Here is a 14,482-nt window from a genome sequence, read left to right as displayed (position 1 = left end):
GTGCCGGCTACATCAAAGGCTGATCAGTACACATCCCGCCGATACCGCCCATCCTCGATCAGCTGCTGCACAGCGGCCTCCCCAAGAATGCCATTGAGCGCGGCATCCACCCCCGCAGCCATGCCTTGCAGGCTGCCGCAGACATACACACACGCACCCTCTGCCAGCCAACGCTTGAACGCCTCGGCCTGCTGCAGCAACACATCCTGCACATACACCTTTTCGGCTTGATCGCGAGAGAACGCCAGGTCCAGCCGTGCCAGGTCGCCGTTGGCCAGCCAGCCTTGCAGCTCTTCACCACACAACAGGTCATGGGCGCGGTTACGCTCACCGAACAGCAGCCAGTTGCGCTGCTCCCCCGCATTCACCCGCGCCCGCATCAGGCTGCGCAGGCCGGCCAGGCCAGTGCCGTTGCCGATCAGGATCATGGGTGCGGCGTGGCCCGGCAGGTGGAAGCTGCTGTTGCGGCGCAGGCGCAGGCTCAGCGTGCCATTGAGCGGCAGGTACTCGGTCAACCAGCCGGAACCCAGGCCCAGCTGCCCATCGGCGTGGCGCTCTTGGCGTACGATCAACTCGAGCACGCCATCGCTGGCAATCGAGGCGATGGAGTATTCACGGCTGCCAATCGGTACCAGGGCATCGACCAGCGCCTGCGGCTGCAGGCCGATCAGGTGATCACGGCGCGTGGGCAACTGGCGACCGGCCAGCGCCTGGGCCAGGGTTTCACTCAGGCCATTGACCTGCACCGCTGTGGTTGCATCGACCGCCATGCCCTTGAGGAACGCGGCGACCCGCGGTGGACCATTGAGTGGCAGCACCTCCACCAGGTCGCCAGCCTCCCAACTGACCGGGGTTTGCGGTTGCAAGCCTAGCAGGTAGACCGGCCGGCCCTGGCTGCCGGGGTTGAGCAGCTTGCGCTGCACCAGCGTCCAGTTGGCGAAACTTGGCGGTTGCCAGGCGGCCACCGGCTGGGCCCCGGTCAGCTGCGCCAGCGCTTGCTGCCACTGCTGCAGGGCAGCCTGGTCGGCATTGTCCACTTCCACCGGGCTGAACGCGCTGTTGGCCCCGCGCTCGGCGAGCCACGCTTGCAGGCGGCGGGCGAAACCGCAGAAGTGCGGGTACTGGCGATCGCCAAGGGCGAGCAGGGCGTAGCTGAGGTTGTTCAGCGCCCAGGGTTGCCCAAGCACTTTGCGCTCGAAGGCGCGCGCGCTGTCGGGGGCTTCACCGTCGCCGAAGGTGCTGACCACAAACAGTGCGCGGCGGGCCTGGCGCAAGTCTGCCTCACCCAGCTCGGCCAGGGCGCGGACCTGCACCGGCAGGCCGGCTGCCTGCAACTGGCCAGCGCTCTGCCAGGCCAGTTGCTCGGCCAGGCCGCTCTGGCTGGCGAAACCGATCAGCCAGCTGTCGCCGCTGCCACTGTTGGCGGCCACGCTGCCGCGAGCGGCGCTCACCTGGCGCTTCTTGCGGCGGCGGTCGAGGTACAGCAGCCAGCCGGTGACGAAGAACAGCGGCATGGTCAGGCTGGCGATGGTGACGATGATGCGCCCCGGCAGGCCAAAGTATTCACCCACATGCAGGGCGTAGATGCTTTGCAGCAGTTGGGCCTTGAAGGATTTGTCGGTATAGCGCTCCTGGCGCTTGACCTGGCCGCTGGCCGGGTCCAGCACCAGGGTGTTGAAGGCCCGTGGGTGGTCGGCGCTGTCCAGCAGGTAGAACAGGTTGGCCGGCTGGCCGCCTGCCGCTGGCAGGCGCAGGTTGTACGCCGCCAGGCCGGGCCCGGCAGCCTGTTTGAGGCTGGCCCAGATGGCATCGTAGTCGACCACCCGCGGCGGCGCATTGGGGTCGACCTTTTGCGGCCCGTGTCGGCCTCGGCCTTCACCGCGTTTGTGCTGCTGGCCAGCGGCCGGGGCATCGGCCAGCAGCCTGTTTAGGCCTTCGCGGTACCACTCGTAGGACCAGAACAGCCCGGTCAGGGCAAACAGCAGGTAGAACAGCAGGCACCAGGTGCCGGCCACGGCGTGCAGGTCCCAGTTGAAGGCGCGGCCCTTCTTGGCCCAGTCCAAGGTCAGCCATGTGCGCCAGTTAAGCGCCTTGCGCGGCCAGCGCAGGTACAGGCCGGACAGGCAGAAAAACACCAGCAGCAGGGTGCAAGCGCCCGTGATCTGCCGGCCGGTATCACCCATCGCCAGGAAGCGGTGCAGGGTGAGCATGAGGTTGAAGAAGCCTTGCCCGGCCACTTCGCCCTTGAGCTCGCCGGTGTACGGGTCGGCGTAGCGCAGCAGGCCACGGCGTTCGCCCGGTGCGGGCATGAAGAAGATACGGGCGGCATTGCCTTCGCGCACATCCACCCACAGCATCGATACCTTCTCGTGTTGCTGGGCTTCGACCCGTTGCACCAGCTCGGCTGGCGGCAGTACGCCTTCGGCGCGCACCTCGACCTTCAGCACGTCGGCATTGAAGGCGCGCAGCAGTTCTTCCTGGAACGAGTACAGCGCTCCGGTAATGCCCATCAAGGCCAGCACCAGGCCAGCGGTGATGCCAAAGAACCAGTGCAATTGGAACAGCGTCTTCTTCACCACATCATCACCTTGTGTTTCTGCCGCATGCTGCGCGGCGTGCATTATGCCTTGATACGCAAAAGCCCCGCTCACGGAGATGAACGGGGCCGGGGTGGGTGTTTTTTAGCGTGTTGCGTTTTACCAGCGCCGCCCGGTCAACCCAACCCCTGTCAGAAGTGCACGCTGGTGGTCAGCAATGCCGTGCGCCCAGCCGCCTGGTTGGCGAAGTGGGTGGAGAAGGTCTTGTCGTAGTAAACCTCGTTGGTCAGGTTCTGCACGTTCAATTGCAGGTCGATGTTCTTGGTCAGCTTGTAGGCAGCCATGGCGTCGTAGCGTACGTAGCTGTCGACCATGGTGGTGTTGGCTACGCTGCCGTACACGTCATCCACGTAGAACGCACCGCCGCCCACGGTCAGCTTTGGTGTAATCGCGTAGGTGGTCCACACGCTGGCGCTGTTGTTCGGCGTGTTCGGCAACTGGTTGCCGTCGTTGGCCTTGCCCAGCGGGCCGCCGTCGATCTGGCGGGCCTGCATGTAGGTGTAGCCAGCGAACACTTGCCACTTGGCGGTGATCTTGCCGCTGGCCGACAGTTCGATACCCTGCACGCGGGTTTCGCCGACGTTCTCGTAGCTTGTGGTATCGACCTGAACGCGCGCGTTTTCCTTCTCGGTGCGGAACAGCGCGGCGGTCAGCGACAGGCGCTGGTCGAGCAGGTCCCACTTGGTGCCGATTTCGTAGTTGGTGGTTTCTTCCGGCTCCATGTCGCTGCTCAACAGGTTGCCGGCACGGTCGGTGGTGTTGCCCAGTGGGTTGGCCTCCATGCCTTCGCCCAGCATTGCACCCGGTGGGGTAGCAGAGGTGGCGTAGGACACGTAGACGCTGCCGTTGTCGGCCGGTTTCCATACCAGGCCCAGCTGGCCGGTGACGAACTCGCTGGTATCCTTGCCTTTGGCGGCTACGCCCTTGGCATTGACCACGGTGGCGCCAGCAGCGTCATAGGTGCGGTACTGGGTATCGAAGTGGTCGTAACGCAGGCCCATGTTCACCAGCCATGCAGGCGACAACTCAAGGGTGTTGAATACATACAGGGCGCGGGTGTCGCTCTTGGTATCGGTGCCGGCGTAGTTGCGGGCGATACTGCCGTTCCACGGGTCATCCGGGTTCGGGTTGCTCAGCGAGGTGCAGTTGTAGCCGCTGTTGGCGCCGATCAGGCCGGGGTTGCACACGGATGCGTTCAGCCGGGTGTTGGTGTTGACGGTGTAGCTGGAGCGGTCGCTTTCTTCGCGGCTCAGCTCGATGCCGGTGGAGAAGCTGTTTTTCATGCCGCCCAGGTAGAACTCGCCAAACAGGTCGGTCTGGTTGGTGGTGGTGGCGGTGTTGCCAACGCGGGTGTTGGCCCGGCGCCAGACGCTGCCGTTGTTGACGTTGCCCTTGCTGTCGTCCGGTTGGGTGAGGATGTAGTCCTGCATGCTGTTGCCGTGGCGCAGGGTGTTCTTCACGGTCAGCGCGTCGGTCAGGTCGTGTTCGATGGCGAAGGTGGCGATATCCACCCGGCTCTTGCGGAAGTCGCGACCGCTCAGGCCATAGAAGTTGTCGCTGTCGCCGCCATCATCCGGCTTGCTCGGGTGGGCCGAAGTACGGGCAGCGCTGCCAGCCAACGGGATGCTGTACGGGATGCCCGAATCCGGCAGGTCGTCGCTTTCCAGGTGGTAGTAGTCGAGGTTGACGCGGGTTGGCGTGCCCAGGCCGAAGGCCAGCGACGGGGCGATGCCCCAGCGGTCGTAGTTCACCTTGTCGCGGCCTGCGACGTTGCTTTCATGGGTCATCAGGTTCAGGCGGCCGGCCACGGTATCGCTGAATTGGTAGTTACCGTCGAAGGTATAGCGTTGGGTCTGGTCGCTGCCCCAGGTCCAGGCACCGTCCAGCGAGTTGCCCAGGTGCGCGCGCTTGCTCACCAGGTTGATGGTACCGCCCGCTGCCCCGCGGCCACCTACGGCGGAGTTCGGGCCCTTGGCCACTTCAACCGACTCGATGGCGAAGATTTCGCGGGTTTGTGCGCCAGTGTCGCGCACGCCGTCCAGGTAGGTGTCGCCCTGGGCGTCGAAACCGCGAATGAACGGGCGGTCGCCTTGCGGGTTGCCACCTTCGCCGGCGCCGAAGGTAATGCCTGGCACGGTGCGCAACGCGTCTTGCAGGGTCAGGGCGTTGGTATCCTTGATCACCTGTTGCGGGATCACCGTGACCGAGCGCGGGGTGTCCACCAACGGCGCAGTGTACTTCTGCGAAGCTGCGCGCTCGGCTTTGTAGTCGCTGCTGGCCTGCTCAGCCTTGCCGTTCACGCTGGTGGCATCCAGGGTGATGGCACTGCTGGCAGCCGGGTCGGCGGCGTAGGCCGAGGATGCGCCAAGCGCGATGCCTATGGCGCTAACGATCAGACGCGGTGAGCTTACTGCAGATGGTACGGACTGGCGCATTGCTGGAAACCTTCCCCAAGGTGGTGAGGCGGCGGATACTAATGTAAGCGATTGTGACTAACAATTGAGATTCGTTACCATTCGTGAAGAATTTACAATCTTTACAATTTGCCCGTAAGTTTCCAATCAACTGAAACGTCGTAAGCGGCGAAAAGGCTTGTGTAGCGCAAAAGGGAATCAATATCATTGGGCCTTTACAGTTCCCGACGGTAACCTTGCCATGCTGCTGCACATCCCAGGCCTGTTCGCCGCTGACGAACTGGCCCGTATTCGCGAGGCCCTGGAGCAGGCTGACTGGGCCGATGGCAAGGTGACTGCCGGCTACCAGTCGGCCAAGGCCAAGCACAACCTGCAACTGCCAGAAGGGCACCCGCTGGCCAAGGAAATCGGCACCGCGCTGATCGACCGCCTATGGAAGACCCCGCGCTTCCTGTCGGCAGCGTTGCCGCACAAGGTGTTCCCGCCACTGATCAATTGCTACCGCGAGGGCGGCAATTTCGGCTTTCACATCGACAATGCCCTGCGCCAGCCCAAGGGCAGCCCGGAGCGCGTGCGTACCGACCTGTCGTCCACGCTGTTTCTCAGTGACCCGGGCAGCTACGACGGGGGGGAACTGGTCATTCAGGACACCTATGGTGAGCAGCAGGTCAAGCTGGCGGCCGGTGACCTGGTGCTGTACCCCGGCACCAGCCTGCACAAGGTCAACCCGGTCACCCGCGGGCAGCGCTATGCCGCCTTCTTCTGGACCCAGAGCCTGGTGCGTGAGGACAGCCAGCGCGCGCTGCTGTTCGAAATGGACAATGCCATCCAGCAACTGACGGCCGATGTGCCAGAACACCCTGCGCTGCTGCAACTGACGGGCACCTACCACAACCTGCTGCGCCGCTGGGCCGAGGTCTGACCGTGGGCTATCAGTTGCGGCGTGAGGAAGTGCTGGACGTGGCCGGGTTGCGGGCCATGCTTGAGCAAAGCCCGGGCAAGGCGGCACAGGCCATCCTGGCAGCGGCGGGGAAGGGCGTGGTCGAAGCGCAGTTGCTGCTGGGGCAGATTCTGCTCGATGGGCGCGGGATAGAAGCCGACGCCGAGGTTGCCCGGCGCTGGTTTGCCATTGCCGCGCAAGGTGGCAACGCCATGGCGCATAACATGCTCGGGCGTTGCCTGGAGCATGGCTGGGGCGGTGCGGTAAACCTGGCTCAAGCCGCCGTGCACTATGCCCGCGCCGCCGATGCCGGGCTTGCCTGGGGGCTGTACAACCTGGGTAACCTGCTGGCGACCGGGCGTGGTGTGCCGGCCAACCAGGCGCAGGCGCTGATGTGCTACGAGAAGGCCGCACAGCAGGGGCATGCCAAGTCGATGAACCTGTATGGGCGCTATCTGGAGCAGGGCATTGCCACCGCGCCCAGCCCCGCGCGTGCGGTGCGCTGGTATCGCCGGTCGGCCGAGGCAGGGGATTTTCGCGGCATGTTCAGCCTGGGGCTGGTGCTGGTCGAGCGTGGCCAGGTGGCCGAGGCTGCGCCTTGGCTGGAGCGTGCGCGGGTCGAGGGTAACCTGAACTTTCTGCGTGCGGCGCTGGTGACCCTGCAGGGCGCGGGGCCGGTGCTCATGGCGTTTGCCGCGCGCTATGCCGAGGAAATCGAACGGCGCGAAGCTTGAAGTTGCCTGTGCTGGCCCAATCGCCGGCAAGCCGGCTCCCACCTCGACAGCGCTGATCTCGGCATCTGCACACATGAAAACGGGGCCTCGCGGCCCCGTTGTGCATTACAGGTAGTAGGCCTTCAGCGGCGGGAAGCCGTTGAATTCCACTGCGCTGTAGCTGGTGGTGTAGGCACCGGTCGACAGCCAGTACAGGCGGTCACCAATGGCCAGGTTCAGCGGCAGGCCGTACTTGTAGTTCTCGTACATGATGTCGGCGCTGTCGCAGGTAGGGCCGGCGATGACCACTTCTTCGGTTTCGCCTTTCTTCTCGGTCCAGATCGGGAACTTGATGGCTTCGTCCATGGTTTCGATCAGGCCGGAGAACTTGCCCACGTCGGTGTAGATCCAGCGCTCGACGGCGGTACGCGACTTGCGTGCAACCAGCACCACTTCGCTGACCAGGATGCCGGCGTTGGCGATCAGCGAACGGCCAGGTTCGAGGATGATTTCCGGCAGCTCGTCACCGAAGTCTTCCTTGAGGAAGCGAATGATTTCTTCGGCGTAGGTTTCCAGGCTGTTGGTACGGGTGATGTAGTTGGCCGGGAAGCCACCGCCCATGTTGATCAGCTTCAGTTCGATGCCGTCTTCTTCCTTCAGGCGCTCGAAGATCACCTTGACCTTGGCGATGGCGGCGTCCCATACGCTGATGTCGCGCTGTTGCGAACCGACGTGGAAGGAGATGCCGTAGGGCACCAGGCCCAGGTCGCGGGCCAGGATCAGCAGGTCCATGGCCATGTCGGTCTGGCAGCCGAATTTGCGCGACAGCGGCCAGTCGGCAGTGGTCGAGCCTTCGGTGAGGATACGCACGTACACTTTCGAGCCCGGGGCGGCCTTGGCGATGTTGCGCAGGTCGGCTTCGGAGTCGGTGGCATACAGGCGCACGCCCTTCTCGTAGAAGTAGCGGATGTCCTTGGACTTCTTGATGGTGTTGCCATAGCTGATGCGGTCAGCGCTGACGCCGCGGCCCAACACCTTGTCCAGCTCGTAGATCGAGGCGATGTCGAAGCTCGAACCTTTCTCCTTGAGCAGGTCGATGATCTCGACAGCCGGGTTGGCCTTCACCGCATAGTAGACCTTGGCGAATTCGAAACCCGCGCGCAGGTCGTCGTAGGCCTGGCTGATCATCTGGGTATCGATGAGTACGAACGGGGTTTCCTGCTTGTCGGCGAACGCCTTCATTTTCTGGAAGGTATCACGCGCGAAATAGTCTTCGACCTGGATCGACATGCTCAGGGACTCCATGGGCAAACTGAAAGATTAAGTGGCTGCAAACTGAACGTCCTCCGTATCCCCACTTTGGTTCGCCTACTCAGTACTTGAGCCGGATGGATCGTTTCCAGCATGGACGTTCGGCGCGCACTTTAGGGCGTGAAGAATGCAGAATCAACAGGCAATCCTGGCGTGATCGGCGTTGATTGGCCACCTGTCGTTTGAATAAACGACTCATATGACCGGCTGATGTTCCCGGTGGTGTTTCAAGCGTAAAAAATTGTGGAATGGACCACGTCGGCTCATGTGCGGTTGAAGCCGCTGCTACAGGGTTTTGACCCACCCTGTGGCAGCAGCCTGATACCCGATGGCACCGGAGGTGTTCATATTTATGGCCACGCTTTTCTGGTACCCACGTACCGAAAATCGCGCATAAATTTTTTGTTACCGACCGACGGATGCGACGCTTCTGGTGCGTGAAACCAGTATCCGCACCTTGCTGCGCATCACTTGGCAGCGCGCCTCACGATGCCACCGCCTCCGCCGGGGATACGATGCTGGTTTTGGCGCCGCGCGAGCGGCCGGAACTCAGGTACGCCGCAATCGACTCCTGCGTCACCTCGCCGAGGAACACCTGCTCGGCATCCAGCACCGGCAACCACGCCCGGTTGAACTCGTACATGCGCGACAGCAGGATGCGCAGGTGCTCGTCGTGCGAGGCAGTGGCATTGAACGGGCGCAGGAAGTCACCACAGGTGCCCTGCTGGCGGTGCATGTCCCGCCGGCGTACATAGCCCAGGGCCTTGTTCTGCGCGTCGGTGACCACCACGTAGCGGCGGTCGTGTTCGTCGAGCAGTTCCAGCGCATCGCTTACCGGCGTTTCCGGGCTGACCGCCGGGGCGTTGTCTGCCGCATCTTCGGCGCGCACCAGCAGCAGGCGCTTGAGGGTGCTGTCCTGGCCTACGAAGTTGCTCACGAACTCGTCTGCCGGGTGCGCCAGCAGGGTGTCCGGGTGGTCCAGCTGCAGCAACTTGCCGGCCCGGAAGATGGCAATCTTGTCGCCGAGCTTGATCGCTTCGTCGATGTCGTGGCTGACCATGATCACGGTCTTGTTCAGCGCCCGTTGCATTTCGAAGAATTCGTTCTGGATCATTTCACGGTTGATCGGGTCGACCGCGCCGAACGGTTCGTCCATCAACAGCACCGGCGCATCGGCCGCCAACGCGCGGATCACGCCGATACGCTGCTGCTGGCCACCGGAAAGCTCGCGCGGGTAGCGTTGCAGGTACTGTTTGGGCTCGAGCTTGATCATGTGCATCAGTTCGCGGGCACGCTCGTGGCATTTCTGTTTGTCCCAGCCGAGCAGGCGCGGCACCACGGTGATGTTCTCTTCGATGGTCATGTTTGGGAACAGGCCGATCTGCTGGATCACATAGCCGATGTGCCGGCGCAGGGTCACTTCGTCCAGCCCGGTGGTGTCCTCGCCATTGATGAACACCTGGCCCGAGGTTGGCGTGATCAGGCGGTTGATCATTTTCAGCGTGGTGCTTTTGCCGCAGCCCGATGGGCCGAGGAACACGCAGATTTCCCCTTCGTTGACGGTGAGGCTTACCGCGTCGACGGCTTTGACGTCCTTGCCGTTGACGTTGAAGGTTTTGCTGAGGTTCTTCAGTTCGATCATGAGCGCAGTCCTTCTGGAGTCAGGGCACGTTGCAGGGTTTGCAGCAGCAGGTCGGCGATGATGGCCAGCAGGCTGACCAGTACCGCGCCGACCAGCAGCATCGACATGTCGCTGCGGCTGATGGAGGTCAGGATCAGCACGCCAAGGCCGCCGGCGCCGATGGTGGCGGCAATGGTCATGACGCCGATGTTCATCACCACGGCGGTACGCACGCCGGCGAGGATCACCGGCACGGCGATGGGCAGCTCGACCATGCGCAGGCGCTGGCCGAAGGTCATGCCGATGCCGCGCGCGGCTTCGCGGATGCCGGGTTCGACATTGGTCAGGGCCAGGTAGGTGTTGCGCATGATCGGCAACAGCGAATACAGGAACACGGCGGTAATCGCCGGTAGCGGCCCGAGGCCTTGTCCGAATTTGGAGTAAAGCGGCAGCAACAGGCCGAACAGGGCAATCGACGGGATGGTCAGCAGTACCGTGGCGCTGGCCTGCAGCGGGCCGGCAAGGGCCGGGAAGCGGGTCATGAGGATGCCCAGCGGCACGCCCACCAGAATCGCCAGGCCCACGGCCACACCGACCAGCATGATGTGTTGGCCGGTCAGGTTCAGTACCTGGGCCCAGTCGAGGTGGTTGAAGGTATCGATCAGGTTCATGGCTGGCCCTCACTGGTCAGTGGGTGATCGCGCAGGAAGGCGGTGGCCACGGCGGTCGGGTTCTGGTGCTCGACATCGACCTTGGCGTTGAGCTGGCGCATGGTTTCATCGTCCAGTTGCTCGGCCAGCGGCTTGAGCAGCCCCGCCAGCTGCGGGTTGGCGTCGAGCACGGCCTTGCGCACCACTGGCGCGGCCGTGTAGTCAGGGAAGTAGTGCTTGTCGTCTTCCAGCAGCTTCAGGTTGAAGGCGCTCAGGCGGCCATCGGTGGTGTACACCAGGCCGGCGAACACCTGGTTGTTGCGCATGGCGGTGTAGACCAGGCCCGCGTCCATCTGGCGGATGTTGGCGCGGCCCAGTTGCAGGTCGTACATCGCTTTCAGGCCGACCAGGCCATCGGGGCGGTTGGCGAACTCGGTGTCCAGTGCCACCAGGTGTTTGCGCTCGCTTTCGTCACGCAGTACCTGGTTGAGGTCGCTGATGCTGTTGACCTGCGGATAGGCCTCGGCCACTTGCTTGGGCAGGCCCAAGGCGTAGGTGTTGCTGAACTTCGACGGGGTCAGCCAGACCAGGCCCTTTTTCGCGTCCAGCGCCTTGACCTTGGCGTAGGTGGCTTCGGCGCTGGGCATGCGTTCTTCGATGTGGTTGTACGACACCAGCGATACGCCGGTGTATTCCCACATCAGGTCGAGCTGGCCGGTTTCCTGGGCCTGGCGCGCGATGTTGCTACCCAGGCCGGTGGTGACGCGCACGTCGAAACCGTTGGCACGCAGGTACTGCGCGGTGATTTCGGCCAGTACGGTCTGTTCGGTGAACACCCGCGCGCCGATGCGGATCTGGGGCTTTTCCGCTGCCTGGGCAAATCCTGCGAACAGCAGGGCCGCGCCCAGCAGCAAGGCGATTGTTTTCTTCATGCGTTCCCTATCCTTAGTGGGCCAGGCCACGTTCCAGCCAGCGCTTGCTGGAGAAACTCACCGCCGCGTCCAGTAGCAGGGCCAGCAGTGCGGTACAGGCGGCCCCCAGCAGCAGCTGGGGCTGGTTGTTCAGGGCGATGCCGGGGAAGATCAGGCTGCCCAGGCTATTGGCGCCAATCAAGAATGCCAGCGGTGCGGTGCCCACGTTCAAGGCCAGGGCCACGCGAACACCGCCGACAATGATTGGCACGGCGTTGGGCAGCTCGACCTGCCACAGTTGCTGGCGTGGGGTCATGCCAATGCCCGTGGCGGCTTCCTTGAGCGAGGCGGGGACGTTTTTCAGGCCTTCGTAGGTGTTGCGCACGATGGGCAGGAGGGAGGCGAGGAACAGTGCGAAGATCGCCGGCCCGGCGCCGATGCCCAGGATACTGAGGGCGATGGCCAGAACGGCCAGGGGGGGAATGGTGTTGCCAACGTTGAAGAACTGCATGAAGCGCTCGGCTTTGTCGACCCGGTGCGGCCGACTGAGCGCAATGCCGGCGGGGATGCCCACGGCCAGTGCCGCCGCCATCGAAGCCAGCACCAATACCAGGTGCGCTTGCAGGTAGAACCCAAGATCGTCGCGATACCGCGCGATCGTGTCGATGCCGATCCAGTGGACCAGCAGGGCCAGGATGACGAGCACGGCGGCCCATCCCAACAGCCCTTTACCGTAGCGTTTAGCCACAGGCAGACTCCTTGTGTTGTCGGCGAGCACACTTCTTGGTTGCCGGCCAGGGGTGGCGGCGGGTGGTGTGTTCGCGAGTAGCAGTCAGATGCAAACCGAAGGCTGCGATCTGGCCATGAGCCGAACCCCGTCGGGCCCGAAAATGCTGATGAAACCAGCCCTCAACCGAAGCGGGTTGCAGGGGAGTGGACGTCTCCAAGGCCCTAAAGGTTCCCATTTGAGGCGGCATTTGGCCAGCGTTAATCACTGGGGGAATGCAAATCTGGCGAGAGAAAACAGCGGCTTGGCGCGCTGCAGGCGTTGAAATAACTGCCCTGTGGCCATTTGTCGTGATAAAGCGATTGTGTGGTGAATCTGCTGGGCCAGACCTGCAACCCCTGCATCAGCAGATTTTGGTCCCCGCCCAACTTCAGGTATGATATCGCCCCTTTCAAATCCCCCAGTCAGGCGATTTCCCATGACCAACCAGGCCGCCGAAGTCGCGAAGCGCCGCACTTTCGCAATCATTTCCCACCCCGACGCCGGTAAGACCACCATCACCGAAAAGCTGCTGCTGATGGGCAAGGCCATTGCCGTCGCCGGTACCGTGAAGTCGCGCAAGTCCGACCGCCATGCCACCTCCGACTGGATGGAAATGGAGAAGCAGCGCGGCATCTCCATCACCACCTCGGTGATGCAGTTCCCGTACCGCGAGCACATGATCAACCTGCTCGACACCCCCGGCCACGAAGACTTCTCTGAAGACACCTACCGCACCCTGACCGCAGTGGACTCGGCGCTGATGGTGCTGGACGGCGGTAAGGGTGTAGAGCCGCGGACCATCGCCCTGATGGACGTCTGCCGCCTGCGCGACACGCCCATCGTCAGCTTCATCAACAAACTCGACCGTGACATTCGCGACCCTATCGAACTGCTCGACGAGATCGAGGCGGTTCTGAAGATCAAGGCCGCGCCGATCACCTGGCCGATCGGTTGCTACCGTGACTTCAAGGGCGTGTACCACCTCACCGGTGACTACATCGTGGTGTACACCCCTGGCCACGGCCATGAGCGCACCGAGGCCAAGATCATCCAGAAGCTGGACTCCGACGAGGCCCGTGCCCACCTGGGTGACCAATACGATTCGTTCGTCGAGCAACTGGAGCTGGTGCAGGGTGCTTGCCACGAGTTCAACCAGGAAGAGTTCATCAATGGCCAACTGACCCCGGTGTTCTTCGGTACGGCACTCGGTAACTTCGGTGTCGACCACGTGCTCGACGCGGTGGTCGACTGGGCGCCGCGGCCGCTGGGGCGTGTGGCCCACGAACGTACCGTAGAGCCGGTCGAAGAGAAGTTCACCGGTTTCGTGTTCAAGATCCAGGCGAACATGGACCCGAAACACCGCGACCGTATCGCGTTCATGCGCATCTGCTCGGGCAAGTACGAAAAGGGCATGAAGATGCGCCACGTGCGCCTGAACAAGGACCTGCGTATCGGCGATGCGCTGACCTTCTTCTCCTCCGAGCGTGAGCAACTGGAAGAGGCCTTTGCCGGCGACATCATCGGCCTGCACAACCACGGCACCATCCAGATCGGTGATACCTTCACCGAAGGCGAGGCCCTGGGCTTTACCGGTATCCCGCACTTCGCCCCGGAACTGTTCCGCCGTGTGCGCCTGAAGGACCCGCTGAAGTCCAAGCAGCTGCGCCAGGGCTTGCAGCAGCTGGCGGAAGAGGGTGCCACGCAGGTGTTCTTCCCGGAGCGCAGCAACGACATCATCCTGGGTGCGGTCGGTGTGCTGCAGTTCGATGTGGTCGCCAGCCGCCTGAAGGAAGAGTACAAGGTCGAGTGCGCCTACGAGCCGATCACCGTGTGGTCGGCCCGCTGGATCAGCTGCGACGACAAGAAGAAGCTCGAGGAATTCCAGACCAAGGCCATGGAAAACCTGGCCATCGATGGTGGCGGCCACCTCACTTACCTGGCGCCGACCCGGGTCAACCTGGCGCTGATGGAAGAACGCTGGCCGGACATCAAGTTCCGCGCTACCCGCGAGCACCACTGACTATTGGATTTGGGGCTGCCTTGCAGCCCTTCGCGGGCACGCCCGCTCCCACGGGCAATCACTGTGGGAGCGGGCGTGCCCGCGAAGGGCCGCAAAGCGGCCCCATTTCAATTCCCGGCCTTGATACTGGTCCAGATCCGCGTCCTGAGGCGGTCGATCTTGGCCGGCATCGCCTCCAGCGCATACAGCTTGCCCATCACGGCCTCGCTCGGGTAAATCATCGCATTGCCTTTCAGCGCAGGGTCCACCAGCCCGTCCGCCTTGAGGTTGCCGTTGGCATACTGCACATGGTTGCTGATGTTGGCCATCACCTCCGGCTGCAGCAGGTAGTTCATGTAGGCATAGCCAGCCTTTTCATCCGGCGCATCGGCCGGCATGGCCACCATGTCGAACCACAAGGGCGCGCCTTCCTTGGGTATCGAATAGCCCACCTTGACGCCGTTGTGCGCCTCTTCGGCGCGGTTCTTCGCCTGCAGCACATCCCCCGAGAAGCCCACCACCACGCAGACATCGCCGTTGGCCAGGTCGCCAGTGTA

The 14,482-nt window shown here is 63.1% G+C and carries 11 protein-coding genes; 3 read left to right on the top strand and 8 right to left on the bottom strand.

Features of this window, described 5'->3' with window-relative positions; all coding sequences use genetic code 11:
- Positions 1-23 precede the first annotated feature (23 nt).
- Positions 24-2,579 (bottom strand): PepSY domain-containing protein, encoded by a 2,556-nt coding sequence (locus APH30_RS00595; RefSeq protein ID WP_054911441.1) that lies wholly within the window; start codon positions 2,577-2,579, stop codon positions 24-26.
- 149 nt (positions 2,580-2,728) lie between these two features.
- Positions 2,729-5,032 (bottom strand): TonB-dependent siderophore receptor, encoded by a 2,304-nt coding sequence (locus APH30_RS00590; RefSeq protein WP_054911404.1) that lies wholly within the window; start codon positions 5,030-5,032, stop codon positions 2,729-2,731.
- A 220-nt stretch (positions 5,033-5,252) separates the two neighbouring features.
- On the opposite strand from APH30_RS00590, the gene APH30_RS00585 reads away from it, so the two are divergent.
- Both APH30_RS00585 and APH30_RS00580 read left to right on the top strand, forming a co-directional pair.
- Positions 5,253-5,933 (top strand): Fe2+-dependent dioxygenase, encoded by a 681-nt coding sequence (locus tag APH30_RS00585; protein WP_029885073.1) that lies wholly within the window; start codon positions 5,253-5,255, stop codon positions 5,931-5,933.
- Positions 5,934-5,935: 2 nt separating this feature from the next.
- Positions 5,936-6,685, top strand: a complete 750-nt coding sequence (locus APH30_RS00580; RefSeq protein ID WP_054911403.1) for a tetratricopeptide repeat protein — start codon at positions 5,936-5,938, stop codon at positions 6,683-6,685.
- A gap of 105 nt (positions 6,686-6,790) precedes the next feature.
- Here APH30_RS00580 and APH30_RS00575 read toward each other — a convergent pair whose 3' ends face one another.
- The 5 genes from APH30_RS00575 to APH30_RS00555 form a co-directional block, all read right to left on the bottom strand.
- On the bottom strand, positions 6,791-7,954 hold the full coding sequence (locus APH30_RS00575; protein WP_029885071.1) for a type III PLP-dependent enzyme: 1,164 nt from the start codon (positions 7,952-7,954) through the stop codon (positions 6,791-6,793).
- 505 nt (positions 7,955-8,459) lie between these two features.
- A complete protein-coding gene (locus APH30_RS00570; RefSeq protein WP_054911402.1) occupies positions 8,460-9,617 on the bottom strand; it encodes a betaine/proline/choline family ABC transporter ATP-binding protein in 1,158 nt (385 codons plus the stop codon).
- Entirely contained in the window at positions 9,614-10,267 is a 654-nt protein-coding gene (locus APH30_RS00565) for an ABC transporter permease (protein WP_029885069.1), read from the bottom strand. Before APH30_RS00565 ends, APH30_RS00570 begins: the two co-directional genes overlap by 4 nt.
- Positions 10,264-11,178, bottom strand: a complete 915-nt coding sequence (locus APH30_RS00560; RefSeq protein ID WP_054911401.1) for a glycine betaine ABC transporter substrate-binding protein — start codon at positions 11,176-11,178, stop codon at positions 10,264-10,266. Before APH30_RS00560 ends, APH30_RS00565 begins: the two co-directional genes overlap by 4 nt.
- A gap of 13 nt (positions 11,179-11,191) precedes the next feature.
- Positions 11,192-11,905: an ABC transporter permease gene (locus APH30_RS00555; RefSeq protein WP_009685140.1), complete on the bottom strand. Its 714-nt coding sequence runs from the start codon at positions 11,903-11,905 to the stop codon at positions 11,192-11,194.
- A gap of 457 nt (positions 11,906-12,362) precedes the next feature.
- Between APH30_RS00555 and APH30_RS00550 the strand changes: the two genes are divergently transcribed.
- Entirely contained in the window at positions 12,363-13,946 is a 1,584-nt protein-coding gene (locus tag APH30_RS00550; RefSeq protein WP_003248481.1) for a peptide chain release factor 3, read from the top strand.
- A 107-nt stretch (positions 13,947-14,053) separates the two neighbouring features.
- Here the strand turns inward: APH30_RS00550 and APH30_RS00545 are convergent.
- Positions 14,054-14,482, bottom strand: a 429-nt coding sequence (locus tag APH30_RS00545) for an extracellular solute-binding protein (protein WP_156326349.1), incomplete at its 5' end; no start/stop codon positions are given.

The organism is Pseudomonas sp. NBRC 111127, assembly GCF_001320345.1.
GTDB lineage: Bacteria > Pseudomonadota > Gammaproteobacteria > Pseudomonadales > Pseudomonadaceae > Aquipseudomonas > Aquipseudomonas juntendi.
Note: the sequence above shows the minus strand (reverse complement) of the source record. Positions and strands in the feature narration are given on the sequence as shown.